This is a genomic window from Cellvibrio sp. pealriver, from assembly GCF_001183545.1.
Classification (GTDB): Bacteria; Pseudomonadota; Gammaproteobacteria; order Pseudomonadales; family Cellvibrionaceae; genus Cellvibrio.
Window position 1 is genome coordinate 3,616,799 of the sequence record NZ_KQ236688.1, and the last position, 18,533, is coordinate 3,635,331.

The 18,533-nt window shown below is 51.3% G+C and carries 17 protein-coding genes; 13 read left to right on the forward strand and 4 right to left on the reverse strand.

Annotated elements, in window-relative coordinates:
• Nucleotides 1-6: 6 nt before the first annotated feature.
• Nucleotides 7-1,539 (forward strand): tryptophan halogenase family protein, encoded by a 1,533-nt coding sequence (locus VC28_RS15795; protein ID WP_197085546.1) that lies wholly within the window; start codon nt 7-9, stop codon nt 1,537-1,539.
• Here the strand turns inward: VC28_RS15795 and VC28_RS15800 are convergent.
• Both VC28_RS15800 and VC28_RS15805 read right to left on the reverse strand, forming a co-directional pair.
• A complete protein-coding gene (locus tag VC28_RS15800; RefSeq protein WP_049631493.1) occupies nt 1,536-3,050 on the reverse strand; it encodes a tryptophan halogenase family protein in 1,515 nt (504 codons plus the stop codon). The genes VC28_RS15795 and VC28_RS15800 overlap by 4 nt on opposite strands.
• 150 nt (nt 3,051-3,200) lie before the next feature.
• Nucleotides 3,201-3,953 (reverse strand): tellurite resistance TerB family protein, encoded by a 753-nt coding sequence (locus tag VC28_RS15805; protein WP_049631494.1) that lies wholly within the window; start codon nt 3,951-3,953, stop codon nt 3,201-3,203.
• A 229-nt stretch (nt 3,954-4,182) separates the two neighbouring features.
• Here VC28_RS15805 and VC28_RS15810 point away from each other — a divergent pair, with 229 nt between their 5' ends.
• Nucleotides 4,183-5,226, forward strand: coding sequence for a CobW family GTP-binding protein (locus VC28_RS15810; RefSeq protein WP_049631495.1), 1,044 nt, complete (start codon nt 4,183-4,185; stop codon nt 5,224-5,226).
• A 156-nt stretch (nt 5,227-5,382) separates the two neighbouring features.
• Nucleotides 5,383-7,800 (forward strand): acyl-CoA dehydrogenase, encoded by a 2,418-nt coding sequence (locus VC28_RS15815; protein ID WP_231591791.1) that lies wholly within the window; start codon nt 5,383-5,385, stop codon nt 7,798-7,800.
• A 94-nt stretch (nt 7,801-7,894) separates the two neighbouring features.
• Here VC28_RS15815 and VC28_RS15820 read toward each other — a convergent pair whose 3' ends face one another.
• Both VC28_RS15820 and VC28_RS15825 read right to left on the reverse strand, forming a co-directional pair.
• Nucleotides 7,895-9,238, reverse strand: a complete 1,344-nt coding sequence (locus tag VC28_RS15820) for a GGDEF domain-containing protein (protein ID WP_049631496.1) — start codon at nt 9,236-9,238, stop codon at nt 7,895-7,897.
• Between the two features lie 93 nt (nt 9,239-9,331).
• Nucleotides 9,332-10,204: a glycosyltransferase family 2 protein gene (locus VC28_RS15825; RefSeq protein ID WP_156184345.1), complete on the reverse strand. Its 873-nt coding sequence runs from the start codon at nt 10,202-10,204 to the stop codon at nt 9,332-9,334.
• Between the two features lie 147 nt (nt 10,205-10,351).
• On the opposite strand from VC28_RS15825, the gene VC28_RS15830 reads away from it, so the two are divergent.
• The 10 genes from VC28_RS15830 (at nt 10,352) to VC28_RS15875 (ending at nt 18,430) form a co-directional block, all read left to right on the forward strand.
• Nucleotides 10,352-12,046: a GspE/PulE family protein gene (locus VC28_RS15830; protein WP_049631497.1), complete on the forward strand. Its 1,695-nt coding sequence runs from the start codon at nt 10,352-10,354 to the stop codon at nt 12,044-12,046.
• Between the two features lie 5 nt (nt 12,047-12,051).
• Entirely contained in the window at nt 12,052-13,242 is a 1,191-nt protein-coding gene (locus VC28_RS15835) for a type II secretion system F family protein (RefSeq protein ID WP_049631498.1), read from the forward strand.
• Nucleotides 13,243-13,308: 66 nt separating this feature from the next.
• Entirely contained in the window at nt 13,309-13,746 is a 438-nt protein-coding gene (gene gspG / locus VC28_RS15840; RefSeq protein ID WP_049631499.1) for a type II secretion system major pseudopilin GspG, read from the forward strand.
• A gap of 41 nt (nt 13,747-13,787) precedes the next feature.
• Nucleotides 13,788-14,180 carry a pilus assembly FimT family protein gene (locus tag VC28_RS15845; RefSeq protein ID WP_049631500.1) on the forward strand — a complete coding sequence of 131 codons (393 nt, stop codon included), beginning with the start codon at nt 13,788-13,790 and terminating at the stop codon, nt 14,178-14,180.
• Nucleotides 14,177-14,629: a PulJ/GspJ family protein gene (locus tag VC28_RS15850; RefSeq protein WP_049631501.1), complete on the forward strand. Its 453-nt coding sequence runs from the start codon at nt 14,177-14,179 to the stop codon at nt 14,627-14,629. Before VC28_RS15845 ends, VC28_RS15850 begins: the two co-directional genes overlap by 4 nt.
• The gene (locus VC28_RS15855; RefSeq protein ID WP_082191570.1) at nt 14,616-15,221 is read left to right on the forward strand and encodes a prepilin-type N-terminal cleavage/methylation domain-containing protein; all 606 of its coding nucleotides are present in this window, start codon (nt 14,616-14,618) and stop codon (nt 15,219-15,221) included. Before VC28_RS15850 ends, VC28_RS15855 begins: the two co-directional genes overlap by 14 nt.
• Nucleotides 15,208-16,272 (forward strand): type II secretion system minor pseudopilin, encoded by a 1,065-nt coding sequence (locus VC28_RS15860; protein WP_049631503.1) that lies wholly within the window; start codon nt 15,208-15,210, stop codon nt 16,270-16,272. Before VC28_RS15855 ends, VC28_RS15860 begins: the two co-directional genes overlap by 14 nt.
• Complete coding sequence (locus VC28_RS15865) at nt 16,226-17,299, forward strand: hypothetical protein (RefSeq protein ID WP_156184346.1); 1,074 nt, start codon at nt 16,226-16,228, stop codon at nt 17,297-17,299. The genes VC28_RS15860 and VC28_RS15865 overlap by 47 nt, the downstream gene beginning before the upstream one ends.
• Complete coding sequence (locus tag VC28_RS15870) at nt 17,289-17,912, forward strand: hypothetical protein (protein WP_049631505.1); 624 nt, start codon at nt 17,289-17,291, stop codon at nt 17,910-17,912. Before VC28_RS15865 ends, VC28_RS15870 begins: the two co-directional genes overlap by 11 nt.
• Nucleotides 17,909-18,430, forward strand: a complete 522-nt coding sequence (locus tag VC28_RS15875; protein WP_049631506.1) for a hypothetical protein — start codon at nt 17,909-17,911, stop codon at nt 18,428-18,430. Before VC28_RS15870 ends, VC28_RS15875 begins: the two co-directional genes overlap by 4 nt.
• Nucleotides 18,431-18,533: the final 103 nt, after the last annotated feature.

Consider the following 18,533-nt stretch of genomic DNA (forward strand, 5'->3'; position numbering starts at 1 on the left):
AAATAAATGATGCAAGTAACTCCAAACCCGATTCGCAGTATTTGTATTGTCGGCGGTGGTACGGCCGGTTGGATGGCTGCAGCATTGCTCTCCAATATTCATCAGGGTACAGAAACGAAAATCACTTTGGTGGAATCGCCGGATATTGCCACTATCGGAGTCGGTGAGGCGACGGTTCCTTCGTTTATGGCGTTTCTTTCCAGCGCAAAAATAAATCCAAAAGATTTTATCGAGGCGACCGCTGGTACGTTTAAATTAGGCATCCGCTTTGATGACTGGTATCAAAAAGGCCATCACTTTTTGCATCCTTTCGGAAAAATAGGCCGCAGCCTTGATGGCCACGATTTTTATCAGCTGTGGTTAAAAACTCTCGCACAACATAATAACGGTTCCTCCGGTGATGTAACGCGCTTAATGGATCATTCGCCCTCGGCGATTATGGCTGAACAGCAGCGCTTTATGGTGGAAGCACAGCTTAAGAATACACCTTTGGAAAATTTCGGTTATGCCTTGCATTTGGATGCCGTATTGGCGGCGCGTTATTTGCGCGAACTGTCTATAGCCAAAGGTGTAGTGCGGGTTGAAGCTACGGTTAATTCAGTACAACTCGATGCGCGTGGATTTATTGATTCAATAACGTTGGCAAACGGAGAAAATATTAGCGCGGATTTTTTTATCGATTGTTCAGGTTTTAAAGGGTTATTGATTGAAGAAAACCTGCAGGTCGGTTACGAGGATTGGTCAGAATATTTGCCGTGTAATCGCGCGGTTGCGGTGCAAACTGAAAACATTCACGAACCCGCGCCTTTCACTATCGCCACAGCGCGTGCTGCGGGCTGGACCTGGAAAATTCCATTGCAGCATCGCACCGGTAACGGATACGTATTTGCCAGTGATTACTGCTCCGATGACGAGGCCACCCAAACACTGTTGAATGCCGTTGAAGGGCGATTAGTCAATGAGCCGCGCATCATTTCATTTGTGACTGGCAAGCGCAAAAAAATTTGGCATAACAACTGTTTGGCCTTGGGTTTGGCATCGGGTTTTTTGGAGCCGCTGGAATCTACGGCGATTCATTTGGTTTATCGCACGCTGGTGCATTTTATTCGCAATTATCCTGAGCGCGATTTTCCCGCAGCACTGGAACAGGAATGCAATGCACAGATCGATCAGGATTACATGGAAGTGCGCGATTTTATTATCCTGCACTATTGCACCAGCCAGCGCGATGACACCGCGTTTTGGCGCTGGTGCCAGAACATGCCAGTGCCGGGCACTTTACGCGATAAAATAAATCGCTTTCGCTTGCGTGGCCAGTTAGAGCGCAACAGTGAAAATTTATTTGGTGTTGATAGTTGGCTTTCCATTTTGGAGGGTATGCATATTCGTCCGGAAAAATATCATCCGTTAGTTGATGCATTGGATAGTGAAAAATTGTCGCGCTCGCTGATGCAAGGCAAACAGGCAATTTATGATGCTGTCACGCGTTTGCCCTCGCACGGCGATTTTATTAAACAGGCTTGCGCCAGCAAGCATTAATCAAAATCCGGTGCTGCGCAGTGCTTGCGGATAAATTCATGGTGAGCCATCGCATTTTTTCCGGCATGTGCGAGTGACTGTTTTATTTTTTCCAGTTGCGCGCTTATGTCGGCATCCTTGAGGTGATCTATACGGTTATCCGTGCGCGCTGGTGTCACACCAAATCCGTGATAAATACTGAGCCAGCTGGATTTTTCAAACGCTTCCGGTTCGTGTTGCAGAATATGGCCGCAACTTTTAAATAACTCGATTTTGTGTTGCAGGCTGTCGGGAATTTCCATGGCTTGGCAGTAGCGCCAGAATTCTGTGTCAGTGCGCTGGGTCAATTTGTAATGCAGGATAATAAAATCGCGGATGCGTTCCATTTCATGCTGATGACGACGGTTGGCTTCATTGATCATGCTCTGGTCAAAGGAAGTGTCCGGGAAAAAAGTCAGCAGATGAGTAATACCGGTTTGGATCAATGAAATACTGGTGCTTTCCAGTGGCTCCAAAAATCCTGATGCCAAACCCAGGGCAAAACAATTTTTATTCCATATTTTTTTGCGCCGCCCGGCCTGAAATGAAAAAGGTTTTGGCGTGGTAATGGGGTTTGCGCTCATGTTTGCCAGTAAAGTTTCAGTGGCTTTTTCTTTGGTTAAAAAGCGGCTGCTGAATACATAACCATTACCCATACGGTGTTGCAGTGGAATTTGCCACATCCAACCGGCATCCAATGCGCTTACACGGGTGTAAGGTGTTGGCTCTTTGGTATTTTTGCATTGCACTGCAACCGCAGAATCACACAGCAGCCATTGGCTCCAATCTTCGTAACCGGTCTTGAGTGTTTCTTCGATCAATAACCCTTTAAAGCCGGTGCAATCAATAAATAAATCACCCTGAAGGGTTTCGCCATTTTCCAATAGTAATGACTCAATAAAACCATCGCTCTCGCGCAAATTAACACGGGCCACTTTTTCGTCGATGTGAGTCACGCCGCGGCTAAGCGCCAGCTCGCGCAAGACCTTGGCGTACAGCGTGGCATCAAAGTGATAAGCGTAGGAAAAGTCGGCCAACGGATTATTGGGGTTTTCCAATGGCTGGGCAAAATGATTGTGTTTTGCCAGCTGGCAGGCAATGGAATAATCGTGCAAATTTTCCTGCGGGTTATTTTTTTTGTGGCGATAAAAATAATGCTGAAATTCCACGCCGTTAAAATTAATACCGTAATCCGCAAAGGGGTGAAAAAAGTGTTCACCTTGTTTGCGCCAATCTTCAAATTGAATGCCGAGTTTAAAACTGGCGCGCGTTGCACGAATGAACTCCAGTTCATCCAAACCAATACTGTTATTAAAGGCTACGATGCTGGGAATGGTCGCTTCACCGACACCCACAGTGCCTATGACGGTTGATTCAATCAGCGTAATGCGCATATTTTTGTGGGCAAGATGACGGGAAAAACTGGCTGCAGCCATCCAGCCTGCAGTACCGCCGCCGACAATTACTATGTGCTGAAGGGGTGAATGCGCCATAGGAAATACCTGAATATTCTTGTTATCGGGTTGATGATTTTTTTGTTATAGATCGATGGCGCTATTCTATGGGATTTGGAAAATTCTGTGCGAAAAAAAGCGGCAATTGCACTGAGCAATTGCCGCTTTGGTGATAAACCTATGTGCTACTTAATTGCAGAGTTGTAATGCTTGCTTGGCTTGATTGGTGATCTCGGTTTGCAGCCCCGGCTCAAGCCGCAGTTGTTTGGCCAATTCTTGTAGATATGCGCGCTCCATAAAATTTTCTTCATCGATAATCAACACACTGGCCAGATACATTTCGGTCGCCATTTCCGGCGTGGTTGCCGCACTGGCAATGGCCGCCGGGTCGAGCGGTTTTTTCAGTTCCTGATCCACCCAGGTGAGCAGGCTTGGGTCTTGCGTGAGTTTGCCAATTTCGCCATCGATCAACTGGCGCTCGCGGTCATCCACGTGGCCATCGGCTTTGGCGGCGGCAATCAGTGCAATCAAAATCGCGCGGCTGTGTTGTTCGGCTTGTGCTGGCGGGATGCGGTCAATCGTTTGCGGGCCTGCGGCAGTGGATGCATGCTGTTGTGCTTGCCAGTTGCCGTAGGCTTTGTAGGCGATAGCACCGAGTGCGGCCAAACCTCCGTAAGTGAGCAGGGTGCCACCCATCTTGCGGCCTTTTTTGCTGCCCAGTAGCAAGCCCAATGCGCCACCGGCAAGCGCTGCCCCGCCTTTACCGGATAACAAACCCGCCAAGCTGCTCAATGGTGAACTGTCACCTGCCGGTTGTGAGTTTGAGGTTTGTGAGTTGGAAGATTGTGGCCAGCCGCCGCTGGATTGCTGCGCGCCGCCTTTGTTCTGCAGCATGTCGGTTCCTGCTTTGAGCAGTTGATTAAGCAGATTGGTGGTGTTCATGTGTTGTCCTCAATAGAAACCGGTTAAAAGATCCGTCAGAAATATCAGTCAGAAAGATCGGTAAATTAGATCGGTGATATACAAAACTGTTCCATCTATGGGGGCATCGCGTTTGAATGCAAGCGCTCCTTTGTCGCAACGCACGGGATGCGTCTGTGTAAAATAGCTGTGGAACCACTATGCCTTACACCGCCATCCCCCAGAATTCTTTTTACGACCCTTGACGATAATGACGACGACTGAAACCCCTGCAGCAAAAAAATTAATTCCCGCCAACATCATTACCGGCTTTTTGGGGGTGGGAAAAACCACGGCCATTACGCATCTGCTCAAACATAAGCCCGCACATGAAGTCTGGTCGGTACTGGTCAATGAGTTTGGCGAAATTGGTATCGATGGTGCGCTACTCAAAGATACCAATGCCCATATCCGCGAAGTGCCGGGTGGATGCATTTGTTGTGTGGCGGGGCTGCCGATGAAAATGGCGCTCAATATGCTGATCGCCAGAACCAAGCCCGACCGCATTATTATCGAGCCAACCGGTTTGGGGCACCCGGAAGAAATCATCAATACGCTGACCGGCGAGTATTACGATACGGTGCTGGATTTGCGCGCGACCATTACGCTGGTCGATCCGCGCAAATTGGCCGATAGTCGCTACACCGGCAATGCCACCTTCAAGGATCAAATTGCGGTGGCCGACGTGTTGATCGCCAACAAGATCGACCTTTGTTCGCCTCATGATCGCGCCAATTTCGACGATCTTGTGGCTGGTTTTGCTCCCCCCAAACAAGCGGCATTTGCGGTTGAGCAGGGCGCGTTGCAGTTGGCGTGGCTGGATTATTCGCGCAAGGCCCATGCATTGGCTCACCCCGGTTTGCACTCCTCTGCTAAACCCAACCGCCTCAGTCCCCAGCGCGAGCTCTACAATGCAGCGATTAGCCTGCCGCAAGACCAGGATTTTTTACGCCGCGAAAACAGCGGGCAGGGTTATTACTCTTGCGGTTGGATGTTCCAGCCCGCCATACGGTTTGACTTCAATCAACTCTTTGGCTGGATGACCGGATTGCCGGTGGTGCGCGCCAAAGCGGTGATGAATACTGATCAGGGTGTTTATATGTTTAACGCAGAGGACGGCGTACTCAGCGTCAAACCTTTGATGATGGATGGTGAGCCGGAGCTACTGGATAGCCGCATTGAATTGATCGATAACCAGCCACTGGCAGCCGATGATCTGGAGCAGACGCTGCTCGCGTATCGGTTATCGACATAAGGTGTTGAATGCCGGTGATGCTTTTTGGTGCGTCATCCTGCGTTTGGAGCCAAACTGACGCAGGAAATCCCACCAACTTAACTGTCTTGAGCTAAGGTTAAGGATAGAGTTCTCAACGGAAACTCACACAACAAAAACCTTTCAGAGGTCTACAACATGATGTTACTGCTTTCTCTCGTGGCGATATGGGTCTTGGTTGCGCTGCTGACCTACCGCCAAGTGGCGTTGGCCGCCGCTTCGTCCATCGTCCTTGTTGCTTGGTTGGTCTTGGGGGCTGTAACCCCGGCGATGCTCTCGCCCTGGCTGGTAGTACCTTTGGCCTTGGTACTGGTGATTTTGAATGTTGCGCCTATCCGCCGCGCGATACTCACCAAGCCCGTCTTTGGTGTGTTGAAAAAATCCATGCCGCCCATCAGTGCCACCGAGCGCGATGCACTGGAAGCCGGTACCACATGGTGGGAAAAGCAATTATTCAGCGGTAAACCCGATTGGGATGAGTTCGCGCAAATCGCCCTGCCGCAGCTCACCGCTGCCGAGCAGTCGTTTTTGGATAACGAGGTAAACGAGCTGTGTTCGTTGCTCGATGAGTGGAAAATCCAGAACGATCTGAAAGACCTGCCGCCCGAGGCGTGGCAGTACCTGAAAGATAAAAAATTCTTCGGCCTGATTATCCCCAAAGAATACGGCGGCCTGGATTTCAGCCCCCATGCGCAAAGCCGCATCATGAGCAAAATTGCCAGCCGCTCCGGTACAGCTGCCGTTACCGCGATGGTGCCCAACTCCCTTGGCCCAGGTGAGCTGTTGGTGAAATACGGCACCGAAGAGCAGCGCCAACGCTGGCTGCCCGGCCTTGCCAATGGTACTGAAATTCCCTGTTTTGGCCTGACTGGCCCAGAGGCGGGTTCCGATGCAGGCTCAATTCCCGATACCGGTATTGTGTGCAAAGGCATGCATGAAGGGCAGGAAGTCATCGGCCTCAAGCTCACTTTCAGCAAGCGCTGGATCACCCTTGCGCCAGTAGCCACGGTGGTTGGTTTGGCGTTCAAGCTGTCTGACCCTGAAGGTTTGCTGGGCGATCCATCCAAAAAAGAATACGGCATTACCTGTGCGCTGATCCCCGCTAAACACCCGGGTGTGGAAATCGGCCTGCGCCATAACCCCGGCTCGCCGTTTATGAACGGGCCGATTTTCGGTACCGATGTATTTATCCCGCTGGATTGGATTATTGGTGGCGCAGCCATGGCCGGTAAGGGCTGGCGCATGCTGATCGAATGCCTGGGTGCCGGTCGCGGTGTTTCATTGCCGGCGCTGTCTACTGCCAGCGGCGAAATGAACTATCGCCTTGTGGGTGCCTACGCGCGCATCCGCCGCCAGTTCAATATGGAAGTGGGCAAGTTTGAAGGTGTGCAAGAAGCCTCCGCTGAAATTGCCGCGAGTGGTTATGCACTGGAGGCGATGCGTCAGTTGGTCACCAAAGGTTTGGAGACCGGTGCGCCGTCAGTAATGACCGCGATGGCGAAATACCATGCAACTGAATTGATGCGGAAATCAGTTGAGCACTCAATGGACATTGTGGGTGGCCGCGCAATCCAGAAAGGCCCACGCAACTTTTTGGTGGCCTCTTATCACTCGGTGCCCGTGGCGATTACCGTAGAAGGCGCAAACATTTTGACCCGCTCGCTGATGATTTTTGGTCAGGGCGCAATGCGCTGCCATCCGTTTTTGTTTGAAGAAATGCAAGCCATGCAGCTGGAAGATTCAGCGGAAGGTTTGAAGAAGTTCGACAAATTGTTCATCAGTCATTTGGGCCACATTTGCAACAATATGCTGCGCACCAAAGTGCTCGGCATTCTCGGTGGCCGTTTAAGCAGCGTGCCTGCCAATGCCGATGATTTCAGTAAACGTTGGTATCAACGCATTAATTTGTTGAGCGCTGCGCTGGCATCCATGTCGGATATCGCACTGGGTATTTTGGGTGGCAATTTAAAACGTCGCGAGCTTTTGTCTGCGCGTTTGGGTGATGTGCACAGCCAATTATTTATCGCCTGTGCGATATTAAAATTCCACTCCGCGCATCCGCGCACCCGCGCAGAAGATGCCCATGCGGAATATGCATTGACGCGCGCGTTGTATATCGCACAAGAAGCGCTGCGCGATTTTGCTGATAACTTCCCGCAAAAATGGATCGCCAAAATGATCCGCTTTGTGACTATGCCGTTTGGCAATATTGTCAATAAACCCAACGATAATTTAATTCGTGAGTTGGGTGATTTGATTATGGAAGAAAATCCGGTGCGTCAAATGCTCGCGCAATATTTGTATGTGAGCCATGATCCACAAGACGCTGCAGGCCGCGTAGAAAGTACCTACCAATTGCTGCTGTCATTAGGGCCTGTGTGGCATGCGTTTCTCAAAGCCAAAAACAGCGGAAAAATTTCCGGTGCAACAACGGAAGAATTGGCAAAAGATGCGGCGGCAAAAAATATTATCCAACCGCACGATGTTGCTAAAGTGGTGGAATACGATGCGCGCCGCTTCGATTGCTTGTTAACCGATGCATTTGAGAAGTTGTAAACACGGTCGTCAACCCAAGCAATAAAAAACCCCGCAGTGCGGGGTTTTTTATTGTGCCTGCATTTAGCTGTACTTACATTGAACCGTGCTTGCATTAAACCGGTAAATTATCTGTTGCCATCACGCAACAATTCCGCCCTTGGGTTTTCGCGGCGTAGAGTGCGTTGTCTACCCGTTTGAAACAGGTGGCAAAATCCTCATTGTCCCGTTTTTCGCTCACGCCAACACTAATAGTAACGCACAAGGGGTTGTGCTGCTCAAATAGGGTTTCATTAATCAATACCCGAATTTTCTCCGCCAGAATGAACGCCGTTTCTTTGGTAGCGTCCGGCATGATGACGATAAATTCTTCGCCGCCCCAACGCCCCAGAAAATCGTGTTGATTAATGTGTTGGTTAATAATCGCTGCAATATTTCTTAAGACCCGGTCACCAGCATCGTGCCCGCGCCTATCGTTAATCCGTTTGAAATGATCTATATCAATCAGCATTAATGCAAAATCAGGCAGTGCTCGCCGTTTGTCGGAATTTTTATGAAGGCTGATTAACGAACTAATAATGTTGTCGATTCCAAAACGGTTATAGGTTTGTGTGAGTGCATCCACCGTGGAGAGGTGGCGGAATTTATCTTTTTCTAACTGCAAACGCGCATTTTTATCGCTGAGTTGGTGAATGATGCTGACATCGTGCTTGCTTTGTTTATTGAGCTGGATCAACTTGATAATGGCATAGAAAAAAATGCCCAGCATCCAACAGAAAAGAATGAGCAAATACCAGTGTTCGGCAGAAATCCACTCGCCTGCAAATTCGATTTTTTCAATTTGCATGTCGTGGTTGCCCGGTTCCATGCCTTCGACATAATCGATACCCAATGTCATTGCATTGTGCATATCCGGGCGCGATAACTCGCGCGGTATGTCGTAATCCGTTAACCACCAGTCAGCAACAGAAAATTCATCCAAGCCTATGTGTAATTCATTTTCCAGATCGCCGGTGTGAAGATTGATGTAGTTGAATTTGGTGCTGTTAGCATCTTGGGTGTTGGAATACGCCGGATCAAAATTGCGGATATACACGCGCAACCGGTGCGCACTGCCGGTGTAGCGGAGTTTCAGGTTCAAATGTGTGTAACCGGAAAGATCGATGCCGGTATCGAGTGCTTTTTCAAACAGCGCGTTAAAACTGCAAGCAAAATAGTCGCTGTTGGTGATATGAGGGTAATTGCAGCGCCAGATACTCTGGTCTTGATCGAGCCAAAACGCTGCTGGCGCATTATCACCCGCACTGTTGCCCTGCGCAGAAGAGTAAAAATATACATTGATGTCTGAGTTGGGCCAGACGGTAAAGCGCTTTTGCGGAAAAAATTGTTGCGCAAACACCGCTACCAGCGTGAGCAGGATGGCTACTAACAGCGCGGAGTTAAAACTCTTGTCATTCATGGTGAGCGTGATGTCGCAACCGGTTAACCCGAACGTAAAGAAAGCCTTTCAAGTATTGATGAAATGAGGGAATTGTCCAGCAAGGCTCTGCCATCAACGCCTGCGAATAAGGCTGCGCAGTGCGATCAGCGCAAATCGTGCCCAGATGGCAACTAACACCAACGCCAGTAGTGGCAGCGCAGGAGCGGTGTGAAAAAATTTAAGATAAAAACGGCTCATGCCTTTGTGCTTGTGCCATTCCACAAACAGTGGGCGCGATTTGCTGCAAGTGCCTTGATCGTGGGTGATGGGTGCTGAAGGCACAAAGAGAATGTCCCAGCCGGCGCGGATAAAGCGCATGCACCAATCCAGATCTTCACAGTGCAAAAAATACCCTACATCCCACAGACCGACCTGCGCAATTGCCTCGGGTTTAACCAGCATGCATGCGCCGGAAATCGCCTCGACGGTGATAGGGCTGTCGGGCAGTGGTTGCTGGTGCAGGTTAAAATCCACCAACAGCGATGGCCAGCGCTTGGCGAGCGCTTGCAAACCAAATGCGCGTACCAGCGTGCGGCTTGGGGTCGGTGTCAAACGGCGGCCGCCGGCTTGTTCGCTGCCATCGGGGTTCAATAACAAACCGCCCACCATGCCTGCCTTGGGATTACGGGTGAGCTCCTCAAAGAGTTCGGCAACGCTGTTGTTGCCACAAATGCAATCGGGGTTGAGGAAAAACCAGTAAGGGTGCTGCGCTGCGCGTGCACCTATATTGCAGGCTGCGGCAAAACCGAGGTTGGCGGTATTGCGGATAATCCGCACGCGCGCATCGCCCGCAAACTGCGCTTCAACCAATGCGATGCTGTTATCGCGTGAGGCGTTATCCACCAGAACCACGTCGCTCACCTGATCGATAACAGACCGGATGCAGGCCACTAAACCCGGCCCGGCGTTGTAATTGACGATGATGGTGGAGATGGGAGGTGCCACAGTGATATCCGCTTGGGTAAAAGTCCGCGAGCATAGCGGATGTGCGGACGGACTGCATCCGCAGGCTGCATGGGCAAGTGGCGCATTTTGCAGTAGTATGCCAAGCCATTTATGCCGTAAGTGCAAAGACAAGAGTGAAGTTGAAACGTGGATAAACTGATTGGCGAAATGCTCATCGAGCGCGGACTGGTTCAGCCCGACGACATCAAAAAAGCCCTGCAATTACAGCAGTCGGTGGGTGGGCGTATTGGTGCCGGTTTGGTGCGTATGGGCGCAATCGCCGAGGAGCAGTTGCTTGAAGTCTTGTCGCAGCAACTGGAAATTCCGGTGGTGCAATCCGGTAAGGGTTTGCCCGATGCCAGCGCGCTCTACAGTTTTATCCAGCAGTCCCGCTTGGACATCAATTGGTGTATCGATAACCGCGTATTGATCTGGAGCCCGGCCGAACAGCAATTGCATTACACCGGTCGCGATCCGCTTTCCCCGTTTGTGCGCGATGTACTCGCCTATCACTATCCGGAATTCGCCATTCAGCCTTGCCTGTTATCCAGCCACAGTCTGGACATCCTGATCGATTATTTGCGCAAAGAGCTCAATGCCGAGCGCTTTTTCTCGGAAGGCAGCGAAACCAAAGGCCTGCGCGAACTTGCAGAAGAAGCACCGGTAGTCGAGTTGGTAAACAACATTTTCTCCAAAGCCGTGGCCTTTAACGCCTCGGATATCCACCTTGATCCGCAGGAAGAAGTCTTCCGCGTGCGCTTGCGTGTGGATGGTGTATTGCAAACTCATCTGGAGCAGCCGATTGACCGCTACCCGGCGGTGGCCTCGCGGGTAAAGCTTATTTCGGAAATTGATATCGCCGAGCGCCGCCTGCCGCAAGATGGCCGTATCACCACCCGCGTCAACGGCCGCGAGATGGATGTGCGCGTGTCTACTTTGCCCGGTGTGCACGGTGAATCCATCGTTATGCGTCTGTTGCCTAAAGATCGCAAAGAGCTGTCGCTTGCTACCTTGGGATTGGAGCAGGACCATCTGGATCTGGTGGGCTCGCTGATGCAGGAAGCGAACGGGATTGTATTGGTAACCGGGCCGACCGGTTCCGGTAAATCCACCACGCTCTACGCTGCCCTGCAGGAAGCGACTGACGGCACACGCAAAATCCTCACTGTGGAAGATCCGGTCGAATACCAGTTGCCGGGCATCACCCAGGTACAAGCTCATGCCGAAATTGGCTACACCTTTGCCAAAGCCCTGCGCGCGTTCTTGCGTCAGGACCCGGATGTGATCATGGTGGGTGAGATCCGCGATCTGGAAACCGCGCAAATTGCGATCCAGTCAGCACTCACCGGCCACCTGGTGTTATCCACTTTGCACACCAACGATTCGCTTTCCGCGTTCACTCGTTTGATCGATATGGGCGTTGAGCCATTTCTGGTGGCTGCGCCTATCAAGGCCGTACAAGCCCAGCGCTTGGTGCGCAAAGTCTGTAAACACTGCGCCAAACCAACGCAGGTTCCGGAATCGATCAGTGCCGAATTTGCCAAGCTTGAGCGCGGCTTTCTTGGCGAGCATTTTGTACCGATCTGGATGGAAGCTGTCGGTTGCGCCGCCTGTAACCACACTGGCTACTCCGGCCGTATGGGGGTGTACGAGATAGTCCCGATTTCGCCGGAGCTGCACGACATGATTATCGCCAACACGCCAGTGACCGAAATGCGCAAACTGGCGCGCAGGCAAGGCCATAGATCCATGTATCAGGACGGCTTGATCAAAGCCGCCAAAGGCCTGACCACGGTAGAAGAAGTCATGCGGGCAACCAATATTGATGCGGATTCCGAGTAGCGGCCATGCAATTTAGTTACAAAGCCCTCGACCAGCAGCAATCGGTGATCAGCGGTGTTATCGAAGCCACTGACGAACGCGAAGCTGCGCGCCTGATCCGCGAGAAAAACCTGCAACCCCTGACGGTGGCACCCCATGAGGAGTCCTCAGGGAATATCCGCAAAAAACTCGGGCGTGAGGAAATTACCGTCTCCCTGTTCGAGTTGACCACCATGCTCGAATCGGGCGTTTCCATTGCCGAAGCCCTGCAGTCGCTGCAGGAGGCGGATTCCCACCCGCAGCTGCGCAAATTTTATCGCTCAGCGTCAGAGCAGCTTCAACGAGGAGCCAGTTTTGGGCAGGCGCTACGTGCGGCAGATCTAAAATTACCGCCGTATTTCATTCAATTGGTTGAGGCGGGCGAAGCATCCGGGCAGTTGGGGCAGACCATGCGCCGCGGTGTGGAGCAAATGGAATATGACCTGTCGGTGGTCAATGAACTGCGCAATGCGCTGATTTACCCGGCGGTATTGGTGCTCACCGGTATCAGCGCTGTGGCACTTATCTTTATTTTTGTAGTCCCAAAGTTCGCCAATTTGATGGATGGCAAGCAAGAGTTGCCGATGCTGGCGACGGCAGTGCTATCGACGGGCTTGTGGCTCAATGAAAACTTCTATTGGGTTGCGGCAGCGGTCGTGGTGCTGGGTGCAATGTTGGCGATGCAGTTTGCAAAACCCGAAGTGCGCCAGACACTGTTGGATAAAATGTCCGGCCTGCCAGTGTTTGGTCGCTGGCTGGCCGAATCCGATATCGCCCGCTGGTCATCGGTCATGAGTGCCATGCTCTCCAGCCACATTGAACTCACGCGGGCATTGGATTTGGCGCGCGCCAGCGTCAAAAATTCGCGCCGCAACAAAGCTCTGCTGGCGGCGTTGAATGCCGTGCAATCCGGCGGCAGTTTGTCCAAGGCGTTGCAGGACAACCAAATCCTGAATGCCACCGCCTACAACCTGATCCGCGCGGGCGAAAAAACCGGCCGTCTTGCCGAGATGCTGCAAGCCGTCGCCAAAATTTATGAAAACTCCGGCAAAAACCGGATGAAACGCTTGTTGTTGTTAATCGAACCCTTGGCGATTGTGTTTATCGGGATTGCCGTGGGGGTGATTATTCTGGGGTTAATCCAGGCGATCACCAGCGTTAACGACGTAGCTATTTAAGAAATCCCCTAGCCCTTTTTAAAAGGGGCTGGGGGATTAACCATGAACATTTTTAAGAGAGACGTTATGCGTAATACACACACTCGCCAACGCGGCTTCACCATGATCGAACTCTTGGTGGTACTGGTTATCCTTGGTCTGCTGGCGGGTCTCGTCGGCCCCAAAATGTTTGGCAAGGTCGATAGCGCCAAAGTCAAAACCGTGGAAACCCAGCTCAAATTGCTGAAATCGGCGTTGCAAACCTATCGCCTGGATATGGGCGAATACCCCAGCACCCAAGAGGGCTTGGGCGCGATTATCCGCTCGCCCGACAGCGCGCGCGCCCAGCAAAACTGGAAAGGGCCTTATCTGGATGAAGAAATTCCGCTCGATCCATGGGGAACTGCCTACCAATATCGTCGCGAAAAAAATGGCCTGCAGGATTTCACCCTCTATTCATTGGGTGCCGATGCCAAACCCGGCGGTGAAGGTCTGGATGCCGACATAGGTTTGGCGACCAAATAATCCTTTTTCTCGCCAGTAGAAATCCCAACAGCAGAAACCCTATGAACCCGCGCGCCGGATTTACCCTTATCGAATTGTTGGTGGTACTGATGATTCTCGGGCTCACCAGCGCGCTGGTGCTGCCGCGCTTGCCTGCCATTTATGAGCAATTTCAAGATAAGTCCGATCAGGAGCGCGTCGCGCAGCTACTTTCATCGCTCCCGTTAAAAGCCTATACCCGCCAGCAAACCATCACCCTCAAACCAGAAGATGCGCTGCAAGTCTTGCGCAACGAAGGTTTGCAGCTGGATGGCCAGCTCAAGCTGCATCTCAAACAACCCATCACTTATCAACCGAATGGTGTTTGTCTGGGTGGTCAAATGGATGTCGAGCTCAACGGCATCACCCGCCGCTTACAGCTAGACCCGCCTTACTGCGAGCCGCGTGAACAATGACCAGGCAGCGCGCAACAATACCCAAATCCTCTCGCGGTTTTACGCTGGTCGAGGCCATGGTCGCACTGGTGATTTTCTCCATGGCGGCGATGGGTATTTACAGTTGGATCAATACCAATCTCATCTCCCTCAATCGCGTCGCCGTGGTGGCAGAATCAGAATTTGTGGTGAATTCGGCTATCGAACGTCTGAAATTGGTGGATTTGCGCAGCGAAACCGAGGGCTCGTTTAATGTCGCGGGCTACGATGTGCAGTGGCGTGCGGAATTAGTGGAGCCCTGGCGGCAAGGGCGCACCCCGCAAGGTGCTATCGGCCTCTACGATTTAGGCTTGTACAACCTGACGTTGGATCTATTCAAAGAGAACCGCTTGGCTACTAGCTATCAATATCGGCAAACCGTTTATCACCAAGCGCGCGAATTCAAAATTGAGGGCGATGATGACTTCTAATCGCCTCCATAAACAACGTGCGTTTACGCTGATTGAAATGTTAGTGGTGATGATTATTGTCGCCATGGTAGTCACTTTGATTGTGCAGGGGTTTGGCTACACTCTGGGTGTTTACCAGCGGGTGGTGAGTAAACAGAGTAATGCTTACCAGCAGGCATTCGCCTATCGCTGGTTTACCGGAAGCTTGCAAACACCAATTGCTATGCGCCCTAAAGACAGGGGTTTGCAGGGCGATGCCAACCAATTAAGTACTTATAGTTATCAGCCTTTACTGGCGCAGCAGGGGATAAAAACCTTGATTGTCTGGGAATTGCTCGACAACGGCGGTGAGTTGCAGCTGGCTTATCGGGAAGCTGGCCAGCAGTTTCCAGTACAGCGTTGGCCTGGTGCCAGCGGGTACTTTGAATATCTAAGTGAACAAGGTCAGTGGTTACCTCGTTGGCCAGAGGAAAAAAGGGAAATACAGCCACTCCCCAAAGCCGTCCGCTTGGTGGTGAGCCGCGGCGATGAAGTCTTCAACTATGTTGCTGTGAACACCATGCGCCTGCGTGCTGAAGTCACTATGGATGAGGTGATGTATGGCCGCGATTAAACCCTTGCAGCGCCAGCAGGGGTTTATCCTTGCTGCCACCCTGTGGGTACTGGCGATCATGTTTATCGCTGTCGGTATTTTTCATGCCTATGTGCAAAACAAACTGCAATTGGCTACCCAAGCTAAAGCCAATCTACAGCAGCAATTGGATGCGTATTCAACATCGCAAACGGTGCTGTATCTCCTCGCTGGCTCACGCATGACCCGCTCGGGTTTAACCTTTGCGCTACAGGATGAATCGGCTTACATAACAGAAGATGGACTGCTGATTACTGACCCCGTGGGCGATGAAATGCTATTGGATGGCACCGACTATAAAGGGCTTGGCGATAGCTTTTTTAGTATTCAGGATCTCTCGGGGTTAATCGCTATCAATGTGCCAGAGCCTTATGACTTGGTGAACATGATTGAAAAAGTTGAGCCGAACCCTGTAACTCGTGCGCAATTAATCAGCCGACTGCAAGACTATATCGACTTGAATGAGCAGGTCAGGCTTTCCGGCGCAGAGAAAGAGGATTATTTACGCGCAGGCTTGGCGCTGCCCACTAATGACTATTTGCGCTCCGAATCGGAGCTTTATCGTGTGTTGGGCTGGCAGCAATGGCTGGAGTCGCATCCGCAATTTCGTTGGCAGGAATGGTTGAGTGCGCGCCGCGATTCGGTTATGAATTTGAATGTCCTGCCAAAAAGCTTACTCATGGGATATTTGGGATTAAACGAGGAGACAGCCAATCTCTTGATGCAAGAGCGAGTGACTAATCCATTCCGCACAGTAGAGGATTTTGTCGCCCGCACTGGTTTGCCGATGAATCTGGAAGAGGAAAAATACCGTTTTTTTCCATCCAATGAATACCGTTTGCGCTTTTGGGGGAGGGGGGGACAAGCCGAAGTGATTAGCCTACAATTGACGCCCAACGGCATATTTGGCCCTTGGCAAATCAACTACCGGTATAGTGTCCAGCGTGTTAATGAAAATAACGAACTTTCTCCCCCGGCAATGGCGCTTGAGCAAACCAGTCTCTTTGGTCACGCCTTGGGTGATAACCGCTGAGGGCGCTCTACCCTTAAATGAGTTGTCGGCTGCCAATCCAATCCAAATGGATTCAGCACGCGTAATCCTGCCGCGCCAATATCTCTTCTATATATATATCGCTTTAGCGAATGTACCTAAAAGCCTGCGTGCGAATGTGATCCAACAGCGCATCCAACAAGTCAGCCCTTTTTCCAACCCGGCAAGCTGGATAATCCAGGAAGATAACGCAGCACAAGTCTGGTTTTGGGATGCTGCGTTAATCGCACAGCATCGCATAGCAAATCCACACCTGCCCCAAGCAGTTTTGCCTGAGCCACTATTAAGAGCTCCCCAGCAGGAAGGGTTTTATCTACAGGCCTGTCTGAATGGATGGGATATGCAATATTGGGTTGAGGGCGAATTGCGCTATACCCGTTGGTTGCCTATCAAACCGGATACACGAACCTTAGCTGATTTTGTCCGCCAGTGCGGCAAGAATACGGCTGAGGCTAATTGGGTGGATCTTGAAGTAGCGCTTATGGATCGCCCCTGGAATGAAAAACCCTTTTGGACAAAAGAAACCTTAACCAATGAAAAAATCGCCACCAAACTGATTGCCGGTGTGTTGGTCGCCTGGGTGTTTCTGGAGTTGGGTTTGGGGCTTGGTACCCAAATAAAATCGTCCTGGCTTGCTGCGCAAGTTGCTGAAAAAAATGAAGCCATGATGGACCTGGTCAATCAGCGCGATGGCGCGTTACGCCAGCAGGAATTTAATCAAGCTATCGGCCAATTAGTGTCTGCGCCATCACCATTATTTTTGTCTGCGCAAATCCACCAGTGCTTGGCCGATTTCGATTTCGCCATTCTGGATTGGCAATACCAGCGCGGCCAGTTGGTATTGCTGCTGCAAAAAGAGGGACTGGATACGCGGGCATTAATTGAATCCTGTGCGGCTAATCCGGTATTTACCGATGTCCGGGTTGAACCGGGCCTCACGCCCGAGCAAACACGTGTGTTGTTTAGCTTGCAAGGTGAGCCATCAGAGGGGCAAACCGATGCTGAGTAATCTGCACAAGGCGCTGTTACCTCACTGGCTACAGCTGCAACAACAAACTGCCGCTAATCCTCGCCTGCGTTGGATGCTTTGGGGCATCCTTTATATCTTCCTGATGTATTTCGCACTGAGCCTGGGCGAGTGGCGCGCAGAACAGCAGCAAGAGATAAGCCAGCTACAACGCACCGCGACGAAACTGGAACAGTTGGAATCCCAAACCGAATGGCCGGATCGCTGGGCAGCTGAACAAGCCGTGTCATCCCAATTACAAAATCGTGTTTGGAAAGCCAAAACGATTGGCTTGGCCGAGGCAGACCTACAAAACTATCTGCGCAACCTGATCAATAACCACAATGGCGATGGCTTGCGCTTGCGTCTGGCACCCACAGAAACGGTGGTGATCGGCGGGGAAAATATGTTCAAGGTAAGTGCCGATGTATCAGCCGTGTTGAGTGTTATGCAAATCGATAACCTGATGCGCGCCATGGCAGAGCATCCACAGGCTTTGCTGGTTGAGCGCTTTTCTTACAGTGCCCAACGTTCCGGCCAATTTAATATGCTGGTGACTGCGTATTTCAGTAGTGCAGAAAATGAGACCAGCACAGAAAACGGAGCCCAAAAATGAGCCTGTTGCAACGTTTTGCCCAGCTCCCGGCGCATGAGCAAATTGTCTATACACTTGCCGCTAAATTGGCAGGCCTCGCATTTGTACTGGGTATGTTGTGGGTAATGCTGGGTTTGGGCGATCAATCCCCAGCGGCGGATAACGACTGGCAAGCATCTCAATTACCCAAAACAGAAGATGCAATGGGGCTTTACGTCACCGTTGCAGAAAAACCGCGCTGGTTTTCAGAGGCGGGAATGCAACAAGCCAAGCCAGTGGAAGATCCAGCAAAAGCACTGGAAGGTAAACCGGAAAGCTTGCGCCTGACCGGCTTGGTCACCAAAGGCGATACACGCTACGCTCTGTTTGTGCCGATCATTGCCTCCGCTGCCACAGGAAAATCCTCCGTGCTGCAATTTAAGGAAGGCGATAAATTGGTAGGTGACTGGCAAGTAACAACAATTGAAACCAATCAGGTGCAAGTCCGTATGGGCGATGAAACCCGCACCCTCAAAATGTATCAGCCTAAAGCAAACTAATCGCAAATCGTCATTCCCGCGTGGGTAGATCCGCATCAGCGGGAAGTCGTCATCCCCGCGTGGGTAGATTCGCATCAGTAGGGAGTCGTCATCCCCACTCGCG